The organism is Vibrio minamisatsumaniensis (assembly GCF_050337445.1).
Classification (GTDB): Bacteria; Pseudomonadota; Gammaproteobacteria; order Enterobacterales; family Vibrionaceae; genus Vibrio; species Vibrio artabrorum.
Window position 1 is genome coordinate 1 of sequence record NZ_JAKJSY010000018.1, and the last position, 24,260, is coordinate 24,260.

Here is a 24,260-nt window from a genome sequence, read left to right on the forward strand (position 1 = left end):
GTCTTTAATAGTCCATATCATTAAGACTGATATTAGTAAAAATACCGGCATACTGTCAACGTGTTTACTGCAATCTAACGGAAGATAGATTGTAAGCTTAATACGTATTACAGGATTTATGTTACGGGCTTCGTTCTAAAAGCGATTCTCGCTTTTCGCATGTACGCAACAAGTTCCGACAATGAGCAGTTCTCTCGCCCACCCTTTTAAGCTCTCAGGCTTTCAGCAAACCGCTCAACATAAATCTAGATACATAATACGCAGTAGTGGAAGAGAGGCTTTCAACGGCAGTTTTCCTTTAAACCTCGATTAAACTGAGTTCCTCAAACGACTCGAGTTTTCACATGACAACTTCGCTAACCAATATTTACATGTATGGTCTCCAATTGAAATGGTTCAAGCGTGGTCACCATGACGCAGGCTTCTGTGACCTTATGCATCGGTTTGTATCCATGAGTCGGTACGGTGTGTAAATCTTGTGGACGTGGCCGTTGGTTAGGTTCAAGATCTTACATACGCGACGAGTCTATTTGTTCTATTTGTAGTGTGTACTAGAAATTTATCATTAATTCTTATTGGTATATTCAAAAAAGTGCCTTCAAAAATTATACCTAGCTACATTCCTGTTGAGAGCATAACTGTAATGCCACTTAGATAGAATTATATGAGTTCACCTCAAAGATAAAAGCAACCTAAAGTAATTTAAAAAGTTGAGATTACCTCTAACTAAGATCTTTAGTGTTTAAAAAGTGACACTGCAACTAAATAAAAAGACCGATATCCCCACAGTTTGAGATACCTCACTTGTGTTTACTATTAGCTTAAATCTAGCTTTAGACCAAACCAAGTCCTTTTTAATTAACTTTGCAAATCCACAAGTAACTTTACAACCTATGTAGCCCCGTTATTTTCCGTTTATCTTTCTCATTTAGAGCTTATCAAACTTCAAAATTGGAAGTTACAGCATCACGCACGCTTAAAAAACACAATATTTTAATAACTTACGCAGGGTGACAGAAATATTGACACCCAAATAGCCAAATGTTATTCATTCACCACTTGCTGTAGCTTTATTACATGTGAGCTTTGTTTATGACGCGATAAAGTCGATTACTCTACGGTAAGCAACTGATGTTAAAGGGTAAAAATAAAGATAGTGTCTTGCGGAGTGCGGTTGAGTTTAAAGTTAATGAGTGCAGAATAAAATATTGGAGAGAAATAAATTTAGTTATAGTGAAAAAAGAAGGGCGATTGCCCTACTCTTCTTTGTTGCTCATTTCTTCACGAATTTGCTCAGCCACGATTTTGATCGCTTGTGCAGTGCTAATACCTTGGGTCATCATTTCTTGAATTCGTTCAACCGCTTTTTGTTGCTCTTCATGAGAAAGGGTTGGTAAGTCATTTAGCATGCTCTGCTCCTTTGTTTGGGAGCAGAACTATATAAGGAGTGTTAGTAACTAGCAAGGAAATTGATTGAAGCGCCCATTGCATTTTCATTCGTGTAGTTAGCACTAATATCTAACTGGAATAAGTTTAATGGTGACAGGCCAATACCGGCAGTGACGGTTCCCTCTGAATCAGAGTAAGCTAGGTTCTTGTAATAGCCCGCTCTTAGCTTAAGTTGACGCAACAGATCGACTTCGGTACCAACACGAATCATCTGTTCATTGTCTTTAAACGACGTAAACTTTTCAGCTTCATTTAAATCGTAATCAACACTTAGCGTAAAGTAGTCTGCGACAATACCCGCTCCTACCGTATACACAGGCTCCAGTTTATAAGTGTATTTACCGCCCACTTGATGAGTAGCACTGCTCGTACTGCTTGTTAGCACTTTGGTTGAATCTTTGGTTTCAATATCCCGAGCGAGCAAGTTAGTTGCTGACACACCGACTCGGAATGGGCCGAAGAACCAAAGTGCACCGGCATCCATATTGAAGGCTGTTTCACCACCGCCATTTTCTCTTACGTCAGATAAATCGTAATCGTTAACTGAAGCAACGTAATTGTATGTATATATACGTTGAATTTTTGGTGTGATACCAAACGAGAGGTGCTGCCCCATAAAGGTTTGGTATTTCGCAAGAGAAAGCCCAACTTCGGTGACACCAATTGAAACAGCCTCAATGGCAGACAGTTCAAGCTTATCAATATCACTACCTGTAGTAAAAACCTCAGGTGTCGCAAATGATTCGGTATAGGCTTTAGCAAAAAGGTTAGCTGCTAAAAATCGATTTGGGAGGGCAAATGCAACTACCCCGCCGAGATTAACATTGGCTTGATTACCATCAAGCTTGTTGAGAGCGGCATCGAGATCAGACGTGTTCGTTGCATCGATGACGTCGTCGATATTTGATTTCATATCGTTGGGATCATTATAACTACCACCAAAACTCGGCGTAATCATACCTATGTCATCGTTTCTACGATAGATTGCAACCAGTGCTGGGTTGTAGAATGGCGCAGTTAGGAAGTTTGCAGAAACCACACCAACACCACCCATCGCATCACCACGCGCTTCGATCGCGTAGTTTGCTGCTGATAGAGGAAGACTGGCGAATGCAATTGACGCTGCGAGTAGCTTAGTAGTTTTGTTCATGCCGTTCATCTTTATTAGATCCATTACTTAGTTAACGGCACAATTCTAAATTACTTTAACTCCTCTTCGCTAGAAATATCATACGTTTTACTGATCGTTTGTACTTGTTCGACTGAAATGTCTCCTTGCCAGCGAGATTGCACCATTGAAACAGCCAATACATAGCGATCATTTGGTAAGTCTTCATTGGCTAAGCTTTTGGGATAATCAGATTCATAGCTTTTACCCCACACCTTGTCATATTTTTCGTCGACATAATCGAACAAACCAACGTCGAGCTTAGGCAATGGACAATAAGGATTTAATAGCTCTTTTTTATCAATTAGCCAAGTATCTTTGGATGCCCAACGAACTTGTTGACGCGTAACAACCTTACCGAGAATAACCCAAGTACTCCAAGAATCCCGAGCGTCAGTTTTAACGCTCAAACGATACAAGCCTGGATTAAGTTGCGTAGACAGATTGTACCGTTTGTAATATCGATGATCAGACGAGCCATTGCTCCCTTGGTCATCTTTAGAGAATTCACTGTCTGATGAAACGACCTTATCTACCCACTTCTCGAAAGTGATATTTTTAATGTTGTTACTAGACTCGACATTGATTTCTACACGGAAAGTGTCTCGACCGGGGCTCTGAATCATCATTCTTTTGATCACCACAGAGCTGATCCAATCAGGTAACGTCTTTTTAGTAAGGGTTTTACCACAATCTTTGTTCAATGCTTGAGCAAACAGTGTATTAAGATGCTCTTCTCGATACTCCGAAGCGTTGATTTGCCAAACTTCCACCAATGAATCAAACATCTGAGGTAAGTCATTGTTTAATAAATGTTTGTGAACTTGAGTTAACGCATCATTATTCTTAAACCAATCAGCAGCATGCGCCGTATTGATGAGGCTCGATAACATTAATACAGGAAGTAAGGCTTTTTTCATTACGCTTTCATCTTATAACCAACACCACGTAATGTTTCGATTTCTAAGCCTGGTAGCTTCTGCCTAAGTTGCAACACGTGGGTATCGACGGTACGGGTTGTTGGGAAGTGATTGTAACCCCACACATGGTCAAGCAGTTCATCACGTGTAAACACGCGTCCAAGATTACTTGCTAAGAACAACAGAAGATCAAATTCAGTACGCGTTAGCGTTGTTTCTTGCTCATGGAAAAACACTTCACGAGTGGCTTTATCGATAACAAGATTCTGAGCAGTTACTTTTGATTCATCTTTTTCTTCGGTGTCTGGTAGACGGAGTTGGGCACGAATTCGAGCAAAAAGTTCAGCTTCAGCGAATGGCTTCGTTAAGTAATCATTTGCCCCCGAATCTAGGCCTGCCACTTTATCTTTTACGGTAACGAGAGCCGTCAGTAAAATAACCGGAATGTCTTTCTTTTTCTTCCAATTTGGAAGAAAGTCTACTGAGTCACCATCAGGAAGTTGACGGTCTAAAATCACAAGATCCGCTTGCTCCCAATAGCCTTCAACTTCAGAGATGAGCTCTGCATGCAAACATTCATATCCAGCTTGCTCAAGGCTAACCAATAAACCGTCAGCTAAATTTTTATCATCTTCAACGAGAAGCAATGTCTGTTTCACAAGGTATCTCCAAAATAAATGTTGTTGGGGGGCCGATAAGCGTCATATGACCGCCCATTTTTCCGACCATAGATTCCACTATTGTCAGACCTAAACCTAGCCCACTCTTACTCACGAATGGCTTTCTTAGTTGCCCCCAATCTTTGCGGGATAAGTCTCCATTATCTATAACTTTAAATGTCAGCTTTTTGTCAGAAGTATTCAGTTCTAGTATTATAGGAGGCACACCGTACTTTACGGCGTTTCTGATTAAGTTATCGATACAGGTACCTAACCAATATACGTTCACTTTTGCAGCAATATCTTTATTCACACGCAGTTCAATTCCCGGTGCAAAATCTTCTTCAACTTTATATTGTAGCCAATCTTCTACGCTTGGCACCCACTCAGTGGCCAATGGTTGGTTATCCGATTGTAAGTAGTCTTTACTGGCTTCCGCCAACTGCCTTAAGCGACGAGTATCTTCACATAATCGACGAAATTCGTCATATACTGTCTCTGGCAACTGTTCGAATTCACGTCTAAATCCTTCAACTGTCAATGATAGACTCGCAATGGGTGTTCTTAACTCATGAGTCAGTATTTGAAGTACCAACATACGGCTTTTCATCTCTTGCTTGCGGCTATTCCAGCGATAAAGTGACCAACCCGACACAAGCGCGATATTCGCTATGAGCAAAATAAACATCGCGACTTGCAGCAGCTCTGAGTGATCTTCGATCTCCCAACATACGTTACCACGCTGCACGAAACAACTACTACCTTCTGACGACAAGCTGAATGATAATCCAACTTGCGTTGCATTTTCGTTCCAGACAGACTCTTTATATAAGTAATACCTGTCACCACGTTTCACCCACATCTCGTCAAGCTCAACAAACATGCTGGCACCGGATAACAGCGCAGTAATAGCGTCACTATCCATTTTTTGCAACCGAGATAACAGTTCATCGTGTTCAGTGTTTGGTCGCTCTTGAATGTGCATAAAGCGCTTTAAGTCATCGAACTTTTCAGGATGCTGTTCAACGTATCTTGCGGCATAAGACCCTCCGCCAGGATGGATTAAACCACTACGACTAAACCAACGGTCGGACAGTTTAGTTCCTTTACATAATGCTCGGGTAAAAACCAAAGGTTCCGTAATTAAGGGGCTTAATGGTAACTTACCGCTACAGGTTTTAGATAACTGATATAAGCGTTGGATGTCTTTTAATGGGTATTGGGCCGTTTGTGGCAGCATTGAGGACGGCATAATCAATCGAGTAGGATAATCAGCTTGAAGCAGTCGAATATCGTAAGACTCAATAGCCGTTTCATGATCAAATAGTTTAGTGAAGTTATCGATACGCTCAGGTAAAGAATCTTCAGCAAATACATTTACCGAGATGGATAACAGACTAACAAGGAGGATAAAAGTTCTTTTGATGATCACAAACTAGCACAAATTAATATTGACCAATCAAATATATACCATCTGTTGTCAAAGATAAATTTTTARCGGAACGAAAAACAATAAGTATCACACGTGACAACGATTGGAGGATAGCTCGCTGCAAGATAGGCCAGTAAATAGAAGGAACTCATAACGAGTTCCTTCTTATTTTAAGATTAAAGGTGCTCTAAGATTCCCAAGCAACTCTGTTTCGCATCACCAAACAGCATTTGCGTGTTTTCTTTAAAGAACAATGGATTCTGCACACCTGCATAACCCGTGTTCATCGAACGTTTAAATACGATAACATTTTGAGCATTCCAAACTTCCAGTACTGGCATACCAGCAATTGGGCTATTTGGATCTTCTAACGCAGCTGGATTCACAGTGTCATTCGCACCGATAACCAATACCGTATCTGTATCATCAAAGTCATCATTGATTTCGTCCATTTCAAGAACGACATCGTAAGGTACTTTTGCTTCAGCAAGTAATACGTTCATGTGACCCGGTAACCTGCCTGCAACAGGGTGAATACCAAATCGAACCTTAATACCTTGAGCACGCAGCTTTTCAGTGATGGCGTGAACGGGATATTGAGCTTGTGCTACTGCCATGCCGTATCCAGGAGTGATAATTACTGACTTGGAGTTTTTCAGCATATCAGCCACATCTTCAGCTGATGTTTCACGGTGTTCACCCTGCTCTTCATCGCCATCAGACACAGCCACTTCTTGGCCAAATCCACCCGCAATAACGCTAATGAACGAGCGATTCATCGCCTTACACATAATGTAAGAGAGAATTGCACCCGACGAACCAACCAACGCACCGGTTACGATAAGCAAATCATTCGCCAGCATGAAACCTGCTGCTGCTGCTGCCCAACCAGAGTACGAGTTCAGCATAGAAACCACGACTGGCATATCAGCGCCGCCAATCGATGCCACTAAATGATAGCCGAATGCGAAAGCAATCAGTGTCATCACCATTAACGCAAACATGCTGCCATCCGCTTTCACGAACATGATCATCAGCAGTGCAGAAATTACGATAGCCGCTAGGTTCCACTTGTGCTTATGAGGGATGTTCAATGCAGACGAAGAGATAACGCCGCGAAGCTTACCAAACGCAACAATAGAACCCGTGAAGGTGACCGCACCGATAAATACCCCAAGGAACACTTCCACTAAGTGGATAACGTGCTCTGCATGAATATCTACAGGGTTGATCGAAACAGCAGTCGGTGGATCGATATAGCTATTATAACCCACAAGTACCGCCGCCATACCCACAAAGCTGTGCAGAATAGCCACCAGCTCAGGCATTTCAGTCATTTCTACTTTTCTTGCATAGTGGATACCAATGCCACCGCCGATCACCATTGCAATGATGATCCACACAATACCAGCAGAATGAGGGCCAAAGATCGTCGCGATCAATGCGATTGCCATACCTGTAATACCGTAATAGTTACCTGCACGTGCAGATTCCTGTTTCGATAATCCAGCCAAACTCATGATAAAAAATACAGCAGCAACAATATAAGCTGCTTGTACTAATCCTTCAGACATCTGTTACTCCTTAGTCTTTACGGAACATTTCAAGCATACGTTTGGTCACGGTAAAGCCACCAAAGATATTGATACTTGCAATTAATACGGCAATAAATGATAAGAACGTGACGACGCCACTTCCTTGTCCGATCTGTAACAGTGCACCTACTACAATGATCCCCGAAATCGCGTTCGTCACGGACATCAAAGGCGTATGCAAAGAATGGCTGACATTCCAAACTACGTAATAACCCACCACACAAGCGAGAACAAAAACGGTAAAGTGAGATAAGAACGCAGCTGGAGCAACCGAAGCTACCCAAGCGAATGCACCAACAGCAATTGCCATGCCTGCCGCTTTCTTCATTGGAGAAACAGGTTCTTCAACTTTAGGCTCTGGTTTGGCCGCTTTTGGCTTAGCTTGTTGTGGTTGAGCTGAAACTTGAATTGGTGGAGCTGGCCAAGTGAGCTCGCCCTCTTTAACGACAGTAACACCACGCAGAACAACATCTTCAAAGTCGATATTGATGTTGCCATCTTTCTCTTTGCAAAGCAGTTTCAGCAGGTTAACTAGATTCGTTGCATACAGTTGAGATGATTGAGTCGGTAGACGACCAACCATATCGGTGTAACCGACAACCTTTACGCCATTCGCCGTTGTAATGACTTGATCCGCAACCGTGTATTCACAGTTACCGCCATTGGCTGCCGCAAGGTCTACAATCACACTACCTGCACTCATGCTGTCTACCATCTCTTTGGTAATCAGCTTAGGCGCAGGTCGACCTGGAATCAGCGCCGTTGTAATGATGATATCGACGTCTTTCGCTTGAGCGGCATAAAGCTCTTCGGCTTTCTTATTGAATGCTTCAGACATCTCTTTAGCGTAGCCATCACCCGCACCGGTATCTTCTTGGAAATCCACTTCCAAGAACTCCGCACCCATTGACTCAACTTGTTCTTTTACTTCAGGGCGAACATCGAACGAACGAACGATAGCGCCTAAGCTACCCGCCGCGCCTATTGCTGCCAAACCAGCAACACCCGCACCGGCAACCAATACTTTTGCGGGCGGAACTTTACCAGCTGCTGTAATTTGACCGGTAAAAAATCGACCAAATTCATGCGCGGCTTCAACAACAGCACGATAACCTGCGATGTTTGCCATAGAACTCAATGCATCGAGTGCTTGAGCTCTTGAAATTCGTGGGACAGAATCCATCGCCATCACGTTAATATTGCGAGTGGACAATTGTTCCATTAATTCTGGGTTTTGCGCTGGCCAAATAAAGCTGACCAATGTTGCGCCATCTTTGAGTAATTCGATTTCATTTTTATTATCGTCAACGATCGGAGCGTTAACTTTAAAGATAATATCGGACTTCCAAGCCTCATCGGCGGTAACAACTTTTGCTCCAGCTTGTTCATACGCTGCATCTTCAAAACTTGCTAACGCACCAGCTTGTGACTCAACACAAACTTCAAACCCTAATTTTAATAGCTGTTCTACCGATTTCGGCGAAGCAGCGACTCGCGTTTCTCCCGCGAGTGTTTCTCTTGGTACACCAATTTGCATAGCGATTCCTTGACTATTGGCACAATGACTTGTTCGTTTGTATCTAACGACAACTAATACTTCAAGCGTTTTATTCAAAGAACAGGAAAAGTTATTACTTATAACGATTTAGTTGAGTTTTCGGCGCTTCATTTCGACAAAAGTTGGCTTCCTTAAAGCAATGCCTCAAATCATTGACTAGCCACCCTTTTAGTAACAACCCACTCGCTGGTCCTTGTATCTAAAACGAAAAAAACTTTCAACATAGACACTTGAAAGTTCCATAAATGATGACCGACATCAACCTAATATTAATTGATTAACTAAAAATATTACCGCTCATTTGATCAATGAACATCTGTGATTTTTTGAGCATCAATTGATTAGCATCTTCTTTGTTTGAAACGACATCAGAACGAATAAAGCGATGAGTTTTGATTTCGCCATCGACTTCTTTCTCAATTCGCCCAGCAACGCGGTACTGACCAGACTCTGCAATGGCATCTTGGTAAATACTGAACCCTTTGTATTCCACTGGTTCAATTTCTACTTTTTGTTCGGTTTTTTCTTTACCACCAAATAATCTAGAAAAAAATCCCACTGTTTAACCCTCATTAACTAACTGAACTGCCTTTAAAATATCATGACTATTTGCCATTCAACAACGGCTTTTCATACCATTGTAATTCTACGTCATCATCAAATTTGTGTTGACTAAATATTACGGGAACATTGTCGTCACGTTCACGTCTTCGATCGTCAATAATCATCCTTTCTGCATTTTTGACCGCAATCACACTATTTCGTTTATAGAGCACCAATTTGTTTTCTGGCAATGCGGAAAGAAAATCGATATCAAAGCGGATATAAATGGGTTTAAGTTGACCCAACGCCAGGCATGCAAGATCAGCCAACTGTTCGTTGGTATAACTAGAAACATATTTATCACTACTCAAAACATGTCCAACGAGTGTTTCCATATAGTTATGTACATCCACACTGATTTGCATACCACATCTCCGTCTATAGCGTTTAATAATGTCATTCTTAACAATGGACTAATATTGACCATTAATGTTTACATATGACCTTTTGATAAGTATCCATAACGACTCGTTGATTTTTCATATATAATGTCTAGCTTGCTCTAACACGAATAGCAAATCAAATACATATAGGGTGCATCGAATGGAGTGTATGCCTTGCTCTTACACCAATGTGTGCAAAAGTTTGGCAATGGCATATTAAAATGTGACCTATATGAACATTATAAGATCATCAGTAAACTCAGGTTCACCATATAAATGACATCTTCTTTCGTAACGTCGAGCTTGTTTCGATTTTGCTCTCCCCTAGTTCTGTTGGCAATGATATTTTTAGGTATGAACAGTGTCATCCATGTGACGGTTTCAAACCTAGGCTTTGCTAGCAACCTGCCGTACATTCTTTTGAGCTTTGCCGTTTTGTTATGCCATACCTTCAGACAAGGTAGAATGGCAATGGTGTCTCTTAGCTTACTTGTGGCGTACCTCATAATCCAAATTCGTTTGCAAACGCCACTGAATACCGGCACGACTTTACTTGAGCTGTCTCTACTGGCTACTTTACTACCCGTTGCCTGTTTATTGGTCTATGCGTTTCCGAATAACGGCGTTAACTCAAAATCGATGCTACTTTATGCCATCATCGTCGCGCTGTTTATCATTTGGGCACAGCTTTTTGTATCTTACTTCCAAGATGGCGGTTTTAAATCATGGAGTGAAGGAGTCCTATTTACGGTTAACGGCTTATCTAGACTGCCATTTGTTCTTGTTTTATATAGTCTAAGTTTACTGGGCTTAACATCCATTTTAGTTTTGATTTATAACCGCTCTATTGATGCTGTGGTTTATAGCACTATCTTACTTACATCATGCACATTCATCCTTTTTGATGTCCAATTCATCTCAAGCACTATGTTTTCAACATTAGGGCTCTTAATGATCATTTATGTGATGTCAGCAAGCCACGATATGGCATTTAACGACCAACTGACTAACATCCCTGGCCGACATGCGTTAGAAGTTGATATGAAACATTTAGGCCGTAAATACTCAATGGCGATGATCGATATCGATCACTTCAAAAAATTTAATGATACCTACGGGCATGATATCGGTGATGACGTACTAAGACTGGTAGCCCGCCTTATTACCGAGACAGGCGGTGGTGCTCGTGCTTATCGCTACGGTGGTGAAGAGTTCACGATCCTTTTTAAAAGTAAGCATGCTGAACAAGTAAAGCCACACTTACAAACGCTCATTGCTAATATACAGAAATACGACATGATTATTCGTAATACCAACAGTCGTCCGGAGAATCATGAATTAGGCATAAAAAAACGTGGGTATAGTAACCAACCGATGAAAACGGTAAACGTCACCATAAGTATTGGTCTGTCTGATAACACAACAGCCAAACAGCCTGAGGATGTATTGAAACTTGCTGATAACGCACTTTACAAAGCCAAAGAAACGGGCCGAAACAGGCTATGCGAAAGTTTGGTATCGCAATAGTTTGCAGTAAGCCGAACAGAAGCGTCAACAAGCAGAAGAGAAGGTCATTAGTCTTGGTTAAAGAAAATAACCAAGCTCCCTCCTTTTAGATTACTTCCGTAATTGATCGTAAATCCGATACCTACGTTATCAACCAAATCATTAAAAAGGTTAGGGTCGAGCAACCAACCTATACTGCCTTCATAATAAGATCTCGTCCCCATTGAATTAACAGTATCACCACCAATTTCAATCCTTTTGATACTCGAGTACATCGAGGTGACGTTTTTATCCCAATGTATCAAGTCATAGAATACTTTCGCCTCATTTGCGATGTACCAACCTTCAGGACGACCAACGTTACCATTATTCGCCTCGCCCCATCCAACACCTTTGAAGTAATGCCAACTGGAACTGAATTTGTATTTTCCCCAGTTACTCTTATCTTCATATGTGAGTTTGATTTTAGGCTCAATGATGTATGCCCATGCGTCAGTATTAACATAGACGCCATCTAATAATCCTCGAATGGGCTCAGAGATTGAAGAACGATACTCAAAGTCGTTACGATAGTAAGAAAAGTGGTTACCAATCGCAGAAGTGAAGCTCCAGTGGTTATCTAATTGGGTTATGTTAGCAAATTCGACATAACCAGAAACAACCGATTCTTTTTGAAGATCACTCTGCACGTTAGGGGCGAACGAGATGTCCTTTTCAATTCTTAGGGCTGACAGACGTAAGGTCACCTCTTGATGATTGTCTTCAATGTACTGTGGCAGTTCAAACGTGTATGGCAGGATTATCGATGTAATATTCTGTCTACGCTCCACCGAGTCACTGGAGCCAATTTGGTCATTATCTAAACGAAAGACTTTATTCGGATCGAAATTATTAACGCCAAAGGTAAATACATCCGTATCGTTAAGCAATACGCCTGCCGCGAACGTTTGTTCGATATTCTTTCTGAAAGAATTTGACAACGCAGAAGCATTAACTACCGAGGGAAAAACAGTACAAAGCAGTGATAATACGGTTGCCCTGTTTGTTAATACTGTTGAGTAAAACTTAAAATACGACATATTTTTTCACTAAATTGCTTCCTAGCTTAGTGCTATTAGAAGTATAAAATCAAATATCTAAATGAGTTCGCCTATTCACGAGCAAGCTTTACAATGCTGTGATGTATAAAGGTGTTTCTGCCGCTTTGTTTTGCTTGATAAAGCGATTGATCCACCTGTTCATAAATTGAGGCGATAGGCTCATCCCCTCTAGGTACAAATGACAGAACACCTTGCGACACGGTCACCCGATCAGACACCCTAGAATGAGCATGCGCGTAATTCATTTCATGCAGCGCTTCTTTGATTCGCGAAGCCTGTACATGAGCGTTTTCGCCATCGGTATCACTTAGAATTAGAATAAATTCTTCTCCACCATAGCGACCTACATATTCACCGGCACGTACAAACAGTCGCTTTAAGATAGTTGCGAGGCTCTGTAAGCATCTATCCCCTTGAATATGCCCATAATTATCATTGTAAGGCTTAAAAAAGTCTACATCTAAAAGAATCACTGACATACATACCTTTCTTCGCCCATGCCAAGCAATGCTCTCTTCAAGCTTAGTATCCATATATCGACGATTGTATAACTTAGTTAAACCGTCTTCATTAGCTTGCTGTTGTAGGAGTATATTCAGTTCTTCAAGTTTGGCAGTACTTTGCTTTAACTCTCGCCTCATATGTGCAATGCGCTGCATGGCAATCAGCTTGGAATTCAAAACGACTTTATTAACAGGTTTGATAAGGTAATCGTCGCCCCCTGCATCAATCGCTTTAGCAATCATTTCAGGCTCTTCATGCCCACTTAAAAAGATGATAGGTACCCATTCAGGAAATTGCCTACGGACTTCGCTCGCCACTTCAAAACCGTCCATGTCTGGCATACTAATATCAAGTAAAACAAGTTCAGGATCAAAATCACAATAGACATTCAGGGCTTGTTTTCCGCTACCAACAGCTTCGACAATGTGACCCAGTTGTTTGAGTCGAATAGCAAGTTGCATCCGATCTAGTTGAACGTCATCAACCAACAATATGCGCATCGATGAACCTTTTTCTATCATCACATCACCTTTATCTAGTGCTTAATATTGAAAGTAGCTCAAATTGAGGCTTAAATCATGCCCTAATTTCTATATTATGTTGACTTTTTTACAGATTTTTTTAGCATAGTTTCTTTTTGAAGAGAAATACTATGTCAGACGCGACAAGCAACGAACCACAAGAAATCGATTTAGCCACTGTCTCACCAGAGCTTCGTCAAGTTATCGAATTTGATGAAGTTCCAAAAGAGATGCACTTTATGGTTACTTCTATTCATGAAGTGTCTGAGGAAGCAGTACGTGAAGCATGGAGCAGCCTTCCAGCAAGCGCACAAAATGTTTTAGACAATTTCGAACAATTCCACGCGCTTATCTCTGTTAGTCAAGCTTTTGCAGGCATCAATGTAATGGAAGAGTTCCCAACTCTTAAATTACCTGAAGACATGACTGATGAAGAAAAAGAAGAGTACCGTGCGCAACTGCTAGACCAAGTTCTGCACAACTGTGTCAAAGACATGGTTAAACAAATCAAGAAAGCTCGTCGCGACGCTATCTTGAAGCGTGATTTTAAAGAAGTTTTTACTAAGTAAGTCGCCAAGCGCTGAACACAATCTAAGCGCCAACAGCATAGTAATGACTAAGCCGCATGTTAGTTCAAACTCGCGGCTTTTTTTGTGCCCACGCATTCCATTGCCTTTATTGCTCTATGGTGTCTTTTCGTTTGTCACAATGCTCACTCAGACACATAGATTGTGACGTAAACGTCCATTTATGCGATATAACACGACATTGGTCTCTCTTTGCGCCGTTAATGTCAAACATCAATAAACAAATTAATGCGTCACGGCAATATCTCGTTGAGCGACACTCACACCTTTTATTTGCGCGTAAACACGTTGCCCTATGTCTAGATTCAACTCGTCCAGTGCCCATAAGGTAATGGTTGCCCATAGATAGCATCCAGACTCTAACTCTAACTCGACAGACACACTCTGTTTGTCTGTGCCTTGCTGGTGCGTCTCTATACTTTTAATGGTCACAGGGAGAATATTACGTATGGAAGTCCCATTTGGCTTTTCTAGCGAAATAGAAACGTCGTTTGCCCTAACTTGCAGTCTCAAAGCAGTACCGATCTCGCTGGATACCTTCTGAACCCATAACGACGTCGATTTCCCTATTGTCAAACGTGACAATGCATAATCATCATTATGTTCCGTTAAGCGTGCTTCAAATAGTGAGCTCTGTTCTGAGAAAGATTGCCACGGTTGCATGGCTCTTGATGCCCATACCTCTTCCGTTCTGCCGGATGAAATGACTTTCCCCTGGTCGATTATCACTAACTGATTTGCCAAGCGTAAAATTTCGTTAAGACTATGGGTCACGTAAATGATCGGGATCTGAACCGTTTCAGAGAGATTTTCCAAAAAAGGCATCACCTCGCGCTTACGGGGTAAATCGAGAGACGCTAGAGGCTCATCCATCAGTAAAATGCTTGGTTTAGAAAGCAAAGCACGACCTATCGCAACACGTTGCCTTTCCCCCCCTGACAAGCTTACTGGGTAACGGTCTAATAATAAACCGAGAGACAACAAAGAGACTATCTGCTCAAAGTGCGCTTTATCGACCCTTTTCATTCCGTACTTAAGATTCGCCACCACCTTCATGTGCGGAAATAATCGCGACTCTTGGAACACATAACCCACGTTACGTTTATGAGTCGGCAAGTTAATGCCACTATCACTATCAAATAAGGTCCGTCCTGACACACTGATTACGCCCTTGTCCGGCGGTTTAAGTCCACTAATCGCATTGATAAGTGATGTTTTACCGGCACCGGAACGACCGAAAATGGCAGTAATACCATGACTCGGCAATTCTAAATCAATGTCAAAAAACGATTCACCAAGCTGTTGTTGGTACCGGAGTATCAAAGCACTCATGCTCTTCCCCCTAAACGCTGCGATGATTTTCTATTTAACCATTCAGATAGCATCAATGAGCCGAGCGCGATTACGATAGATATAACACATAAGCGCGCCGCTTCCATTTCTGCGCCGGGTGTTTCGATAAAGGTGTACATGGCCAGTGGGATCGTTTGTGTTTCACCGGGAATATTGGAAACAAAGCTGATGGTGGCACCAAACTCACCGAGGCTTCTCGCGAATGAAAGCATGGTGCCCGTTATGATCCCCGGGATCATTAAAGGTAAGGTGATAGTGAAAAACACTCGAATCGGAGAAGCGCCGAGTGTCGCGGCGGCCTCTTCGAGTTTACTGTCTACCGTTTCTAGGCTCAATCTAATAGAGCGAACCATTAATGGCAACGCCACAACCACACAAGCGAGTGAAGCGCCCTTCCAACTAAAACTGAATACCACACCAAAAACGTCGTTAAGCCACGCACCGATGATGCCTTGTCTGCCCATCATCACTAGCAGCAAATAACCAATGACGACAGGTGGAAGTACCAAAGGTAAATGGACGATGCTCTCTACAATACTTTTGCCCACAAATTGTTTTTTAGCAAGCAGCCACGCTAAACCAATGCCGATAGGAATAAGCCATAAGATCGCAAATCCAGCGACTTTTAAGCTCAGCAGTAAAGCTTGGTATTCGTATTCCGATAAATACATCATTTATTCACTTTAAATCCAAAGCTATTCAGGATCTCTTTGGCTTTATCACTCTTAAGGAAAGCATAAAAGTCTTTCGCAATGGCCTTATTGCTCAAATTCGCTACAGGGTAACGTATAGGGGTGTGTAGATCGGATGGAAATGTCGACACTAAGTTCACTTCTTTAGAGAGTAACGCATCGGTTTTATAGACAATGCCAAGCTTCGCTTCACCGCGCTCGACTAAGGCCAACGCCATACGAACATTGTTACTTGGTGCTAATCGGCTCTTCACATCATCCCATACGCCCAATGTTTCTAATGCTTCTTTCGCATAAATACCAGCCGGAACCGAAAGCGTGTTGCCAACCGCAAGCCTTTCATTAGTCAGAAAATTAACCCATTGTTCACCTTTTGACTGGTCGAATGTTACCGATGTTCCTTTCGGAGAAATCAGCACGAGTTCGTTTTCACACAAGTTTGTGACATTGTCACTCAAAACCAGCTTCCTATCGACTAAATACGTCATCCACTTGTCGTTTGCTGAAATAAAAATATCGGTGGGTGCTCCTCGTTCAATTTGTCGCACCAAAGAAGACGTGCTCGCATACACAGGGATGACATCGACTGAATGCTCTTTCTCAAACTCTTCAACCAGTAGGTTAACAGCGTTGGTCATAGATGATGCGGCGTAAATTCGTAGCTTTTCTGCGGCCAGAATATTCATCGAACTCAACAGGGAACTAAACGCTAGGCTAAAAAGGATGATTTGCTTTCTCATTATTCTCTCTTATCTATGATTCTTGTTCAGTTCTGGTTAACACTGGGAGTTCCGGCCAAAGTAAGTCAAGATTCAAGTGCTCTTCAATAGCATCTGCGATTCGATTAATTCCCACCTCTTTAAGCTGTTCGTGATCAATCGATGTCACGTCGTTGGCACCTGCCCATTCGCAAATAAGCGATAGTGCATCACTACTATCGAACACGCCATGTAGATAAGTACCAAAAATCGAGTTATCTTGATTCACTGCGCCATCTAGGCTGCCTGATTCCAATTGAATCGGCAACAGTGCTTCTTTGACATCCGTCTTACCGACGTGAATTTCATACCCTTTGACTGGCGCTTTTTTACCATCAAGTGTCATAGTACCGCGCACATTGGTTAACGTTTTCTGTTGCGTTAAGGTAGTTTCTATATTGAGATATCCGAGCCCTTCACTGCTACCAGGATCCCCCTCAACACCATTCGGATCGTGGATGAGCTTCCCTAACATCTGGTAACCACCACAGATCCCGACCACTTTACCACCCAAGCGTAGATGACGCTGAATGTCTTTATCCCACCCTTGCTGTTTTAGATAATCCAGATCCGCTCGAACAGACTTTGTACCCGGTAACACGATCAAATCAGCGTTATTGAGTCGTTCACCTTTGCCGACATAACGCAAATCTATCGATGGATTAAGCCTCAACGCATCAAAATCTGTATGATTACTGATTCGTGTTAGCACAGGCACCACAACCTTAAGCTTAGCCTCCCCATTAGACTCTTGTGCAGAAGTAATGGCATCTTCCGCTTCAAGGTTAAAGCCATGCAAGTATGGCAATACCCCAATGACCGGCTTTCCTGTTTTCTCTTCTAGCCAATCTAAACCAGACTGAAGAAGCGCAATATCACCTCTAAATCGGTTAATGACGAAGCCTTTTACGCGAGCCTGTTCAGACTCAGACAATAGCGCTAATGTACCGTAGAGATGCGCAAAAACGCCACCACGGTCAATGTCTGCCACGATAATCACCGGGATATCCGCTTTTTCAGCAAATCCCATGTTGGCGATATCATTTTCACGAAGATTAATTTCAGCGGGGCTACCAGCACCTTCAATCATGATGCTTTCATATTCTGCAAAAAGTCGATCAAAAGAATCGATAACCGTAGTCATCGCCACTTTCTTGTAATCATGATAACTGGTCGCTTCCATATTACTCAGCGCTCGGCCTTGAAGAATAACTTGCGCTCCGGTATCTGAGTTAGGTTTTAGCAGTAGTGGGTTCATATGCACGGTGGGTTCGATATTACACGCTTGTGCCTGTACTGCTTGTGCACGGCCTATCTCGCCACCATCTTTGGTTACAGCACTGTTCAAAGCCATATTTTGTGGCTTGAAGGGGGCGACTTTGATTCCTTTTCGAGCCAAAACACGGCATAAACCTGCCACCAAAACACTTTTCCCTGCATCTGATGTTGTCCCTTGAACCATAAGGGCGCTTAGTGGTGATCGCATTTGTATTGAAATCCTTAATTGTGTGTTCTTCATCTTAGGTTCGTATCACTTGATGGCCGAGAGAATGGCGACAGACATCATCATCATGGGATGGGCTCACGACACCTAACGTTAAGACGGTACTTATCTCGCACTATATTAACGTCATTACCGAGTAGATGCTCAATAAAATGAACAGAAAATGAATGCCTTGCTCACTGTGGATTCAATCTTAACGTTGTCTAATGTCGCCCTCAAAACAATTGTTTAAATCAAAAGTCAACGCCTAAGGATTCATCATGAAAAACACCCTATTGACGATCGCAACCACTATTATTCTTGCTCCTACTTTCGCGGTTGCCAGTGACCACAATGACAACAAACACGAGCACGAGCACGAGCACGGCATTGTTTATAGCGGACCGATCGAAACGGTTTCTATTGCCAGTCTACTCGACAACACTCGTATGCTTACCGAGCAAGATGCGATTGTAGACGGTAAGATTGTTCGTCAGCTCAACAATGACACGTTTATTTTCTCTGATGGACAGCGTGAAATTCAAATTGAACTCGATGACGACATTCACTTATTACAGCCGCTAACCGCTGACACCAAAGTCCGTATCTTTGGTGAATATGAAGGTGGTAACACACCCGAGATTGAAGTCGATCACATCCAAATTTTGTAAATTGATCACTTAAAACACAGAAAAAATGGTCAACTTCAAATAAATGGCCTGCATATTGCAAGATATTTTGTATATACTGCTAGAAAATATAATTTATATGGAGTTACCATGCTAGGTCGCACAAACAAGACTGCCCTTTTAGGGTTAGCTGCACTGTGTTCATTCTCTGCGTCTGCAAACAACTTTAACTACAACACATTCGAGATGCGCATGGGAGCAAGCCCAACAACGTTTGGTGGCGAGTTCACAACCCTGTTCACTCAAAATGCTCATTTTATCGGTCGTATTGATAGTGGTTTCGAAGATGACTGGGATGCTGCCGGTGGCGTAGGGTTTAATGGCCCTATTGGTCAGTTCGCTGATATGTATGGTCAGATGTTATTGCATAACATCGAACGCAATGACGAAAACAAGATCAAAACAGAAGTGAATATTGGGGTGCGAGCTTGGGTAATTGCAAATATTGAAGTCAATGCACGACTGGGGCAGCTTATCGATAATGATGATACTAAGTCCATTGTTGGTTGTGGCGCTCGTTTTCACTCCACCGAACAACTTTCTGTTGGTGTGGATCTACGAAATAATGGTACCTATGGACATCAAATCTTAATGTCTGCTCGATTCGGCTTCTAATCTAGATTCATGAATCTGCGATACCAAATAAAAAGCCCTGAGCGATTATGCTCGGGGCTTTTTACTATCAGCAGCTAGCTATCGCTCATATTCACCTTGTGTTTTATGAGCAATACCTTCCTTATAAATTCACCATCAACATCTTTTTCTGATGATCTAAGTACTCTTCATAAGTACCCTGGAAGCTCACCAATTGTTGGTCTTTCACATCAATAATGTGGGTCGCTAGTGACGAAACAAATTCGCGGTCATGGCTTACGAAAATCAACGTACCAGTATAAACTTTTAACGCATCGTTCAGCGCTTGGATTGCTTCCATATCCATGTGGTTGGTCGGTTCATCCATGACAAGCACGTTGATGTCTTGCATCATTAGCTTACCAAATAGCAGACGGTTCTTCTCACCACCAGAACAGTTACGCGCTTTCTTATTCGCATCATCAGCAGTGAACAATAGACGACCTAAAATACCACGTACCATTAGGTCATCGTGCTTCACTGTGCGCCATTGTGAGATCCAATCGAAGATACTTAAGTCGTTATCAAAGTCAGACGTACTATCTTGTGGGCAGTAGCCTACCGATGCGTTTTCAGACCATTTCACGATACCTTCGTTTTGTTTCAGTTCTTGCACTAGGCATTTTAAGAGTGTGGTTTTACCCACGCCATTCTCACCAATAACCGCAAGACGAGTACCTGCTTCCAGTAATAAGTTACCACCAGCAAACAGTGTTTCGCCATCGAAGCCGTGACCAAGGTCTTGAATCTCTAGCGCTTGACGGTGTAATTTTTTACCTTCACCAAAATCAATTGAAGGGCTCATACGACTGGATGATTTCACTTCATCAAGCGTGATTTTGTCCATTTTCTTAGCACGAGAACTTGCTTGTTTGGCTTTGGATGCGTTCGCACCAAAACGGTTAACGAAATCTTGAAGCTCACTAATTTCAGCCGCTTTCTTAGCATTGCTCGCTAGAAGTTGGTCACGAATCAACCCCGATGCTTCTAGGAAGTACTCGTAGTTACCAGGGTAAATACGCAGTTCACCGTAGTCTATATCCGCCATATGCGTACATACAGAGTTGAGAAAGTGTCTATCATGCGAAATGATGATCATTGTGCATTTACGCTGGTTTAGCTCTTCAGCAAGCCAGTTGATCGTGTGAATGTCCAAGTTGTTGGTTGGTTCATCGAGTAACAAAATATCTGGGTTAGCGAACAACGCTTGCGCCAAAAGAACACGTAATTTCCACCCCGGAGCAACCTGCTGCATCAAGCCAAAGTGGAACTCTTCTTCGATACCGGCTTGGATTAGGATGTCGCCGGCGCGGCTTTCTGCTGTGTAGCCATCCATTTCCGCGAACTCGCTTTCAAGTTCAGCGACTTTCATACCGTCGTCTTCGCTCATTTCTGGTAAAGAGTAAATACGGTCACGTTCTTGCTTTACTTGCCACAGCTTTCTGTCACCCATGATCACAACGTCAATTACGCTATACTGTTCAAACGCGAACTGATCTTGGCTTAAAACCCCCAGTTTTTCTCCTGGCGTGATCGACACGTTACCCGAACTTGGCGCTAACGCTCCACTTAGGATTTTCATAAACGTTGATTTTCCGCAACCATTGGCGCCGATCAAACCGTAGCGGTTGCCGTTACCAAATTTAGCAGAGATGTTTTCAAACAGCGGCTCTGCGCCAAATTGCATTGTGATGTTCGCGGTAGATATCAAAGAACTAATTCCTAAGCATGTACTGACAGATAATGATTAAGCGTGTTTACACGCCTAAATAAGCAGTACGAAAGTATGGATTAAACATAAAACGAAGCGCGGATTATATAGAGATCAGGATCACATTGTCGAGGTTAAACAGTGAACGGATAGCGAACAAAGCGCAATTAGTTACATTTCCTCGGTTATTGGGCAATAAAAAGAAAAAACCCCTGTTAATTCCATTAGCAGGGGTTAGATTCATTAAACAATAAAAGTGCCAGAGCGAATCTGAGTTAAACGCGCTTGACGCTATTTAGCCACTTTTTTCTGAACGTATTTTTGGCCAACATCGACAACGGCAACGTCTCTGAAGAAACTTCTACCCAACAATAATGGGAAAGAGAGGTGTGTTCGATCGGCTAACGTAAATTCGGTTTTATCTTTTAGGTCACCGATTTGAATCGCAGCAACAACCACAGCACGTCGTTGTGTACCTTCTGCGCTTGATTGCTTGATTTTAACCCAACGCTCTACAGGTAAGCTGATCTCTTCTGTTGTTATACCGTCATGTTCAATTTTGAATTTAACCCAATCTTTTCCATCGCGTTCAAAATTAACAATATCAACCGCACTGATTGAAGAGGTTGTCGCGCCAGTATCGACACGAGCTTTAAACGATTCTTTCAGACCAGGTACAAACACCCACTCCTCTTCACCTAGAATCAGTTTACCGTCGCTTGTCTTCACCGATTTTTCTACTGGTTTCTCAACCGGTACCGGCTTTTTCTCTGGTTCCGTTGGCTTTACTTCTTCAGGCTTCTCTGCGGGTTGTGTTACTTTTTCGCCTTCCGCAGTGTCAATCTTAGAAGAGTCACCTGCAATCGGTTCTTCAATTTGCGGCTTTTGATCTGGCTCGACTGGGACTTGAGTTGTCGTTGAACAAGCAAACAGACCTCCGCTTAACATAAGAGTTACAATCGCTTTCCAATTATACATTCAGTCACCTTCTATTTTGCTACGTTAGCTATCGCCTTTGCTACATAAGGAATATGAGATTCAGAAAGACCGGCGATATTGATGCGACCATCACCAACACCATAAATGCCATACTCTTCACGTAATTGATTCATTTGAGTTTCTTTAAAGCCTAGTACAGTAAACATACCTTTATGCTTTTCAATGAAGTCAAATTGTGACGTGTTATAAGTATTTCGCAATTCGTCACACAAACTTTGGCGAAGATTTAACAAACGTTGTTGCATTTGACTTAATTCTTGCTTCCAAATAGCGGTTAGCTCTTGATTCTGTAGAATCGTCTTGACCAATGCTGCACCATGATCTGGTGGCATAGTGTAAGTTGAACGAGCCAGCGTAAGCAGTTTACCTTTTGCATTTCCAACGTGCTCGCTGTTCTTACCGATCACGATTGCTGCCCCTGTTCTTTCACGGTATAAGCCAAAGTTTTTCGAACAAGAAGTGGTGATCAACATCTCTTCGACGTTATTCGCCATATGTTGAAGGCCTTTCGCGTCTTCTTCTAGTCCGTCACCAAAGCCTTGGTAGGCAATATCAACGAACGGTATAAAACCATTTTTTTGTGATAATTTGGTGATTTCCTGCCACGCTTCAAAGTCGATGTCGGCACCTGTTGGGTTATGACAGCAACCATGCAGTAATACAACGTCTGACGGACCCGCTTTTGAAAGGTCGTCCAACATTTTTGTCGTATCAACTTGCTTCGTTTCTGGACTAAAGTAATGGTAATAACGAACTTTTAAGCCTGCAGCTTCCATTACCGGTTTATGGTTAACGTAGCTTGGGTTTGAAATCCAAACCGTGGTATCTGGTTGAGAGACTTTCATTAAGTCGCCCAACATACGAAGCGCACCACTTGCACCTGGCGTTTGAATCGCAGCAACACGATCCATGACTGAGGTGCCTTTAAGCAGCAGATCAACCATGCTCTGGTTAAACTCTTCACAGCCTGCTAGGCCAACATACGCTTTGGTCTTTTGCGTTTCGACAACCCTATCTTGAGCCATAGAAACGGCTTTCATTATAGGTGTTTCACCTTGATCATTTTTATAAACACCAATGCCTAAATCGACTTTATCAGTGCGAGGATCGCTACGATAAGCGACGGAAAGAGATAGAATTGGATCTAAAATTGGTTTTGGTAGATGTGAAAACATGAAAGTCACAACCCTTTGAAATTCAAGTAATGAACTCCAAGTTATCATTTAACCGATGATTTAAGAAACAGAAATTCGCCTAAGTTAGGTTTTTTAGCCGATAATCCTAGTTAAATTCCCCCCATCCCAACATTCCGGACTTCAGATAGTTTAATATTTCATCACAGTAGAATTGAGAAAAACCCAAAAGCAAAAAACCTCAACGGTCAATTGAGGTTTTTTCTTTACATAATCACAGAGCCATTTAGCTTGATGTTGATCCACTAAACTCTAAATTGATGAATGATTTGGTTAGAACTGCCTCTCCAATCTAGCATAGGATCCGCTTTATCTTGTTCGAAACGACCGTCAATCAGAGTATCAACGTATTCCAATACTTGCTTCTGCTTTTCATCAAGCTCAGCTAACTCATAGCCAGTCCACATCCAAATATCTTTACCTTCACATTCTGCTTTGACACGCTGAACAAGCTTAAGCACTTCAGACACATTCGCAGGATGCAGCGGATCACCACCAGAAAGCGATAAACCACGGCGCTTGATTCGAGGATCATTAAGATCAGCAACGATGCGGTCTTGTAGCTCTGGCGTGAACAAGTGACCAGAGTCCAATCTCTGCGTCGATTGGTTATAACACCCACGACACTGGTGCACACAGCCCGATACAAACAAAGTGCAGCGTGTTCCGGGGCCGTTGACAACGTCGATTGGGTGATATTGGTGATAATTCATAAGGCAGTATTGAAACTCGTGATTGCTTAATGGTTTGACACGGGGAATGGC

General features: G+C 42.3%; 23 protein-coding genes. 4 read left to right on the plus strand and 19 right to left on the minus strand.

The genetic code is table 11. The features are described 5' to 3' along the window. Positions 1 to 1,256 precede the first annotated feature (1,256 nt). The 9 genes from L4B77_RS05395 to L4B77_RS05435 form a co-directional block, all read right to left on the minus strand. A complete protein-coding gene (locus L4B77_RS05395; RefSeq protein ID WP_004731009.1) occupies positions 1,257 to 1,409 on the minus strand; it encodes a YoaH family protein in 153 nt (50 codons plus the stop codon). 41 nt (positions 1,410 to 1,450) lie between these two features. After that, positions 1,451 to 2,599 carry a conjugal transfer protein TraF gene (locus L4B77_RS05400; RefSeq protein ID WP_429748985.1) on the minus strand — a complete coding sequence of 383 codons (1,149 nt, stop codon included), beginning with the start codon at positions 2,597 to 2,599 and terminating at the stop codon, positions 1,451 to 1,453. Between the two features lie 50 nt (positions 2,600 to 2,649). Continuing rightward, a complete protein-coding gene (locus L4B77_RS05405) occupies positions 2,650 to 3,537 on the minus strand; it encodes a DUF2861 family protein (RefSeq protein WP_429748987.1) in 888 nt (295 codons plus the stop codon). Continuing rightward, entirely contained in the window at positions 3,537 to 4,196 is a 660-nt protein-coding gene (gene vxrB, locus L4B77_RS05410) for a response regulator transcription factor VxrB (protein WP_261840011.1), read from the minus strand. The genes L4B77_RS05405 and vxrB overlap by 1 nt, the downstream gene beginning before the upstream one ends. Then, a complete protein-coding gene (gene vxrA / locus L4B77_RS05415) occupies positions 4,171 to 5,625 on the minus strand; it encodes a sensor histidine kinase VxrA (RefSeq protein ID WP_429749069.1) in 1,455 nt (484 codons plus the stop codon). The genes vxrB and vxrA overlap by 26 nt, the downstream gene beginning before the upstream one ends. Before the next feature lie 179 nt (positions 5,626 to 5,804). Next, positions 5,805 to 7,202 (minus strand): Re/Si-specific NAD(P)(+) transhydrogenase subunit beta, encoded by a 1,398-nt coding sequence (gene pntB / locus L4B77_RS05420; protein ID WP_429748990.1) that lies wholly within the window; start codon positions 7,200 to 7,202, stop codon positions 5,805 to 5,807. Between the two features lie 10 nt (positions 7,203 to 7,212). Continuing rightward, positions 7,213 to 8,760: a Re/Si-specific NAD(P)(+) transhydrogenase subunit alpha gene (pntA, locus tag L4B77_RS05425; protein WP_429748992.1), complete on the minus strand. Its 1,548-nt coding sequence runs from the start codon at positions 8,758 to 8,760 to the stop codon at positions 7,213 to 7,215. Between the two features lie 298 nt (positions 8,761 to 9,058). Beyond that, positions 9,059 to 9,340: an HlyU family transcriptional regulator gene (locus L4B77_RS05430; RefSeq protein WP_261840014.1), complete on the minus strand. Its 282-nt coding sequence runs from the start codon at positions 9,338 to 9,340 to the stop codon at positions 9,059 to 9,061. A gap of 46 nt (positions 9,341 to 9,386) precedes the next feature. After that, positions 9,387 to 9,749, minus strand: a complete 363-nt coding sequence (locus L4B77_RS05435) for a late competence development ComFB family protein (protein WP_429748995.1) — start codon at positions 9,747 to 9,749, stop codon at positions 9,387 to 9,389. 294 nt (positions 9,750 to 10,043) lie between these two features. On the opposite strand from L4B77_RS05435, the gene L4B77_RS05440 reads away from it, so the two are divergent. Continuing rightward, complete coding sequence (locus tag L4B77_RS05440; protein WP_429748997.1) at positions 10,044 to 11,294, plus strand: GGDEF domain-containing protein; 1,251 nt, start codon at positions 10,044 to 10,046, stop codon at positions 11,292 to 11,294. Positions 11,295 to 11,341: 47 nt separating this feature from the next. On the opposite strand, the gene L4B77_RS05445 is transcribed toward L4B77_RS05440, so the two are convergent. Together L4B77_RS05445 and L4B77_RS05450 are read right to left on the minus strand one after the other, a co-directional pair. Continuing rightward, positions 11,342 to 12,352 (minus strand): Solitary outer membrane autotransporter beta-barrel domain, encoded by a 1,011-nt coding sequence (locus L4B77_RS05445; protein ID WP_429748999.1) that lies wholly within the window; start codon positions 12,350 to 12,352, stop codon positions 11,342 to 11,344. A gap of 71 nt (positions 12,353 to 12,423) precedes the next feature. Beyond that, the gene (locus L4B77_RS05450) at positions 12,424 to 13,398 is read right to left on the minus strand and encodes a diguanylate cyclase (RefSeq protein WP_261840018.1); all 975 of its coding nucleotides are present in this window, start codon (positions 13,396 to 13,398) and stop codon (positions 12,424 to 12,426) included. 131 nt (positions 13,399 to 13,529) lie between these two features. Here L4B77_RS05450 and L4B77_RS05455 point away from each other — a divergent pair, with 131 nt between their 5' ends. After that, on the plus strand, positions 13,530 to 13,967 hold the full coding sequence (locus tag L4B77_RS05455) for a DUF3069 domain-containing protein (RefSeq protein WP_261840019.1): 438 nt from the start codon (positions 13,530 to 13,532) through the stop codon (positions 13,965 to 13,967). Positions 13,968 to 14,210: 243 nt separating this feature from the next. Here L4B77_RS05455 and modC read toward each other — a convergent pair whose 3' ends face one another. The 4 genes from modC to L4B77_RS05475 are packed head-to-tail and all read right to left on the minus strand — an operon-like array spanning position 14,211 to position 18,274. Then, positions 14,211 to 15,317, minus strand: a complete 1,107-nt coding sequence (gene modC, locus L4B77_RS05460) for a molybdenum ABC transporter ATP-binding protein ModC (protein WP_429749002.1) — start codon at positions 15,315 to 15,317, stop codon at positions 14,211 to 14,213. Next, positions 15,314 to 16,012, minus strand: a complete 699-nt coding sequence (modB, locus tag L4B77_RS05465; protein WP_429749004.1) for a molybdate ABC transporter permease subunit — start codon at positions 16,010 to 16,012, stop codon at positions 15,314 to 15,316. Before modB ends, modC begins: the two co-directional genes overlap by 4 nt. After that, positions 16,009 to 16,770, minus strand: coding sequence for a molybdate ABC transporter substrate-binding protein (gene modA / locus L4B77_RS05470; protein ID WP_429749006.1), 762 nt, complete (start codon positions 16,768 to 16,770; stop codon positions 16,009 to 16,011). The genes modB and modA overlap by 4 nt, the downstream gene beginning before the upstream one ends. A 13-nt stretch (positions 16,771 to 16,783) precedes the next feature. Continuing rightward, entirely contained in the window at positions 16,784 to 18,274 is a 1,491-nt protein-coding gene (locus L4B77_RS05475) for a cobyric acid synthase (protein WP_429749008.1), read from the minus strand. A 278-nt stretch (positions 18,275 to 18,552) separates the two neighbouring features. On the opposite strand from L4B77_RS05475, the gene L4B77_RS05480 reads away from it, so the two are divergent. Continuing rightward, positions 18,553 to 18,942 (plus strand): YgiW/YdeI family stress tolerance OB fold protein, encoded by a 390-nt coding sequence (locus tag L4B77_RS05480; RefSeq protein WP_429749010.1) that lies wholly within the window; start codon positions 18,553 to 18,555, stop codon positions 18,940 to 18,942. A gap of 108 nt (positions 18,943 to 19,050) precedes the next feature. After that, the gene (locus L4B77_RS05485) at positions 19,051 to 19,575 is read left to right on the plus strand and encodes a hypothetical protein (RefSeq protein ID WP_429749012.1); all 525 of its coding nucleotides are present in this window, start codon (positions 19,051 to 19,053) and stop codon (positions 19,573 to 19,575) included. Between the two features lie 121 nt (positions 19,576 to 19,696). Here the strand turns inward: L4B77_RS05485 and L4B77_RS05490 are convergent, their stop codons facing one another. From L4B77_RS05490 to nrdG, 4 genes are all read right to left on the minus strand, one after another. Then, entirely contained in the window at positions 19,697 to 21,304 is a 1,608-nt protein-coding gene (locus L4B77_RS05490) for an ABC-F family ATPase (RefSeq protein WP_261840026.1), read from the minus strand. 291 nt (positions 21,305 to 21,595) lie between these two features. After that, positions 21,596 to 22,282, minus strand: coding sequence for an ATP-dependent zinc protease family protein (locus L4B77_RS05495; protein WP_429749014.1), 687 nt, complete (start codon positions 22,280 to 22,282; stop codon positions 21,596 to 21,598). An 11-nt stretch (positions 22,283 to 22,293) separates the two neighbouring features. Next, positions 22,294 to 23,478, minus strand: coding sequence for an amino acid aminotransferase (locus tag L4B77_RS05500; RefSeq protein ID WP_429749016.1), 1,185 nt, complete (start codon positions 23,476 to 23,478; stop codon positions 22,294 to 22,296). Between the two features lie 263 nt (positions 23,479 to 23,741). Beyond that, positions 23,742 to 24,209, minus strand: coding sequence for an anaerobic ribonucleoside-triphosphate reductase-activating protein (gene nrdG, locus L4B77_RS05505; protein ID WP_429749018.1), 468 nt, complete (start codon positions 24,207 to 24,209; stop codon positions 23,742 to 23,744). Positions 24,210 to 24,260: the final 51 nt, after the last annotated feature.

What these genes read in the sequence shown, in the direction of transcription:
- L4B77_RS05480 (WP_429749010.1), top strand. Translation starts at nt 18,553, where the DNA reads ATGAAAAACACCCTATTGACGATCGCAACCACTATTATTCTTGCTCCT.
- modC (WP_429749002.1), bottom strand. Translation starts at nt 15,317, where the DNA reads ATGAGTGCTTTGATACTCCGGTACCAACAACAGCTTGGTGAATCGTTT.
- L4B77_RS05400 (WP_429748985.1), bottom strand. Translation starts at nt 2,599, where the DNA reads ATGAACAAAACTACTAAGCTACTCGCAGCGTCAATTGCATTCGCCAGT.
- L4B77_RS05450 (WP_261840018.1), bottom strand. Translation starts at nt 13,398, where the DNA reads ATGATAGAAAAAGGTTCATCGATGCGCATATTGTTGGTTGATGACGTT.
- modB (WP_429749004.1), bottom strand. Translation starts at nt 16,012, where the DNA reads ATGATGTATTTATCGGAATACGAATACCAAGCTTTACTGCTGAGCTTA.
- L4B77_RS05485 (WP_429749012.1), top strand. Translation starts at nt 19,051, where the DNA reads ATGCTAGGTCGCACAAACAAGACTGCCCTTTTAGGGTTAGCTGCACTG.
- L4B77_RS05395 (WP_004731009.1), bottom strand. Translation starts at nt 1,409, where the DNA reads ATGCTAAATGACTTACCAACCCTTTCTCATGAAGAGCAACAAAAAGCG.
- L4B77_RS05475 (WP_429749008.1), bottom strand. Translation starts at nt 18,274, where the DNA reads ATGCGATCACCACTAAGCGCCCTTATGGTTCAAGGGACAACATCAGAT.
- pntB (WP_429748990.1), bottom strand. Translation starts at nt 7,202, where the DNA reads ATGTCTGAAGGATTAGTACAAGCAGCTTATATTGTTGCTGCTGTATTT.
- L4B77_RS05435 (WP_429748995.1), bottom strand. Translation starts at nt 9,749, where the DNA reads ATGCAAATCAGTGTGGATGTACATAACTATATGGAAACACTCGTTGGA.
- modA (WP_429749006.1), bottom strand. Translation starts at nt 16,770, where the DNA reads ATGAGAAAGCAAATCATCCTTTTTAGCCTAGCGTTTAGTTCCCTGTTG.
- pntA (WP_429748992.1), bottom strand. Translation starts at nt 8,760, where the DNA reads ATGCAAATTGGTGTACCAAGAGAAACACTCGCGGGAGAAACGCGAGTC.
- L4B77_RS05455 (WP_261840019.1), top strand. Translation starts at nt 13,530, where the DNA reads ATGTCAGACGCGACAAGCAACGAACCACAAGAAATCGATTTAGCCACT.
- L4B77_RS05445 (WP_429748999.1), bottom strand. Translation starts at nt 12,352, where the DNA reads ATGTCGTATTTTAAGTTTTACTCAACAGTATTAACAAACAGGGCAACC.
- L4B77_RS05440 (WP_429748997.1), top strand. Translation starts at nt 10,044, where the DNA reads ATGACATCTTCTTTCGTAACGTCGAGCTTGTTTCGATTTTGCTCTCCC.
- nrdG (WP_429749018.1), bottom strand. Translation starts at nt 24,209, where the DNA reads ATGAATTATCACCAATATCACCCAATCGACGTTGTCAACGGCCCCGGA.
- L4B77_RS05405 (WP_429748987.1), bottom strand. Translation starts at nt 3,537, where the DNA reads ATGAAAAAAGCCTTACTTCCTGTATTAATGTTATCGAGCCTCATCAAT.
- L4B77_RS05495 (WP_429749014.1), bottom strand. Translation starts at nt 22,282, where the DNA reads ATGTATAATTGGAAAGCGATTGTAACTCTTATGTTAAGCGGAGGTCTG.
- L4B77_RS05500 (WP_429749016.1), bottom strand. Translation starts at nt 23,478, where the DNA reads ATGTTTTCACATCTACCAAAACCAATTTTAGATCCAATTCTATCTCTT.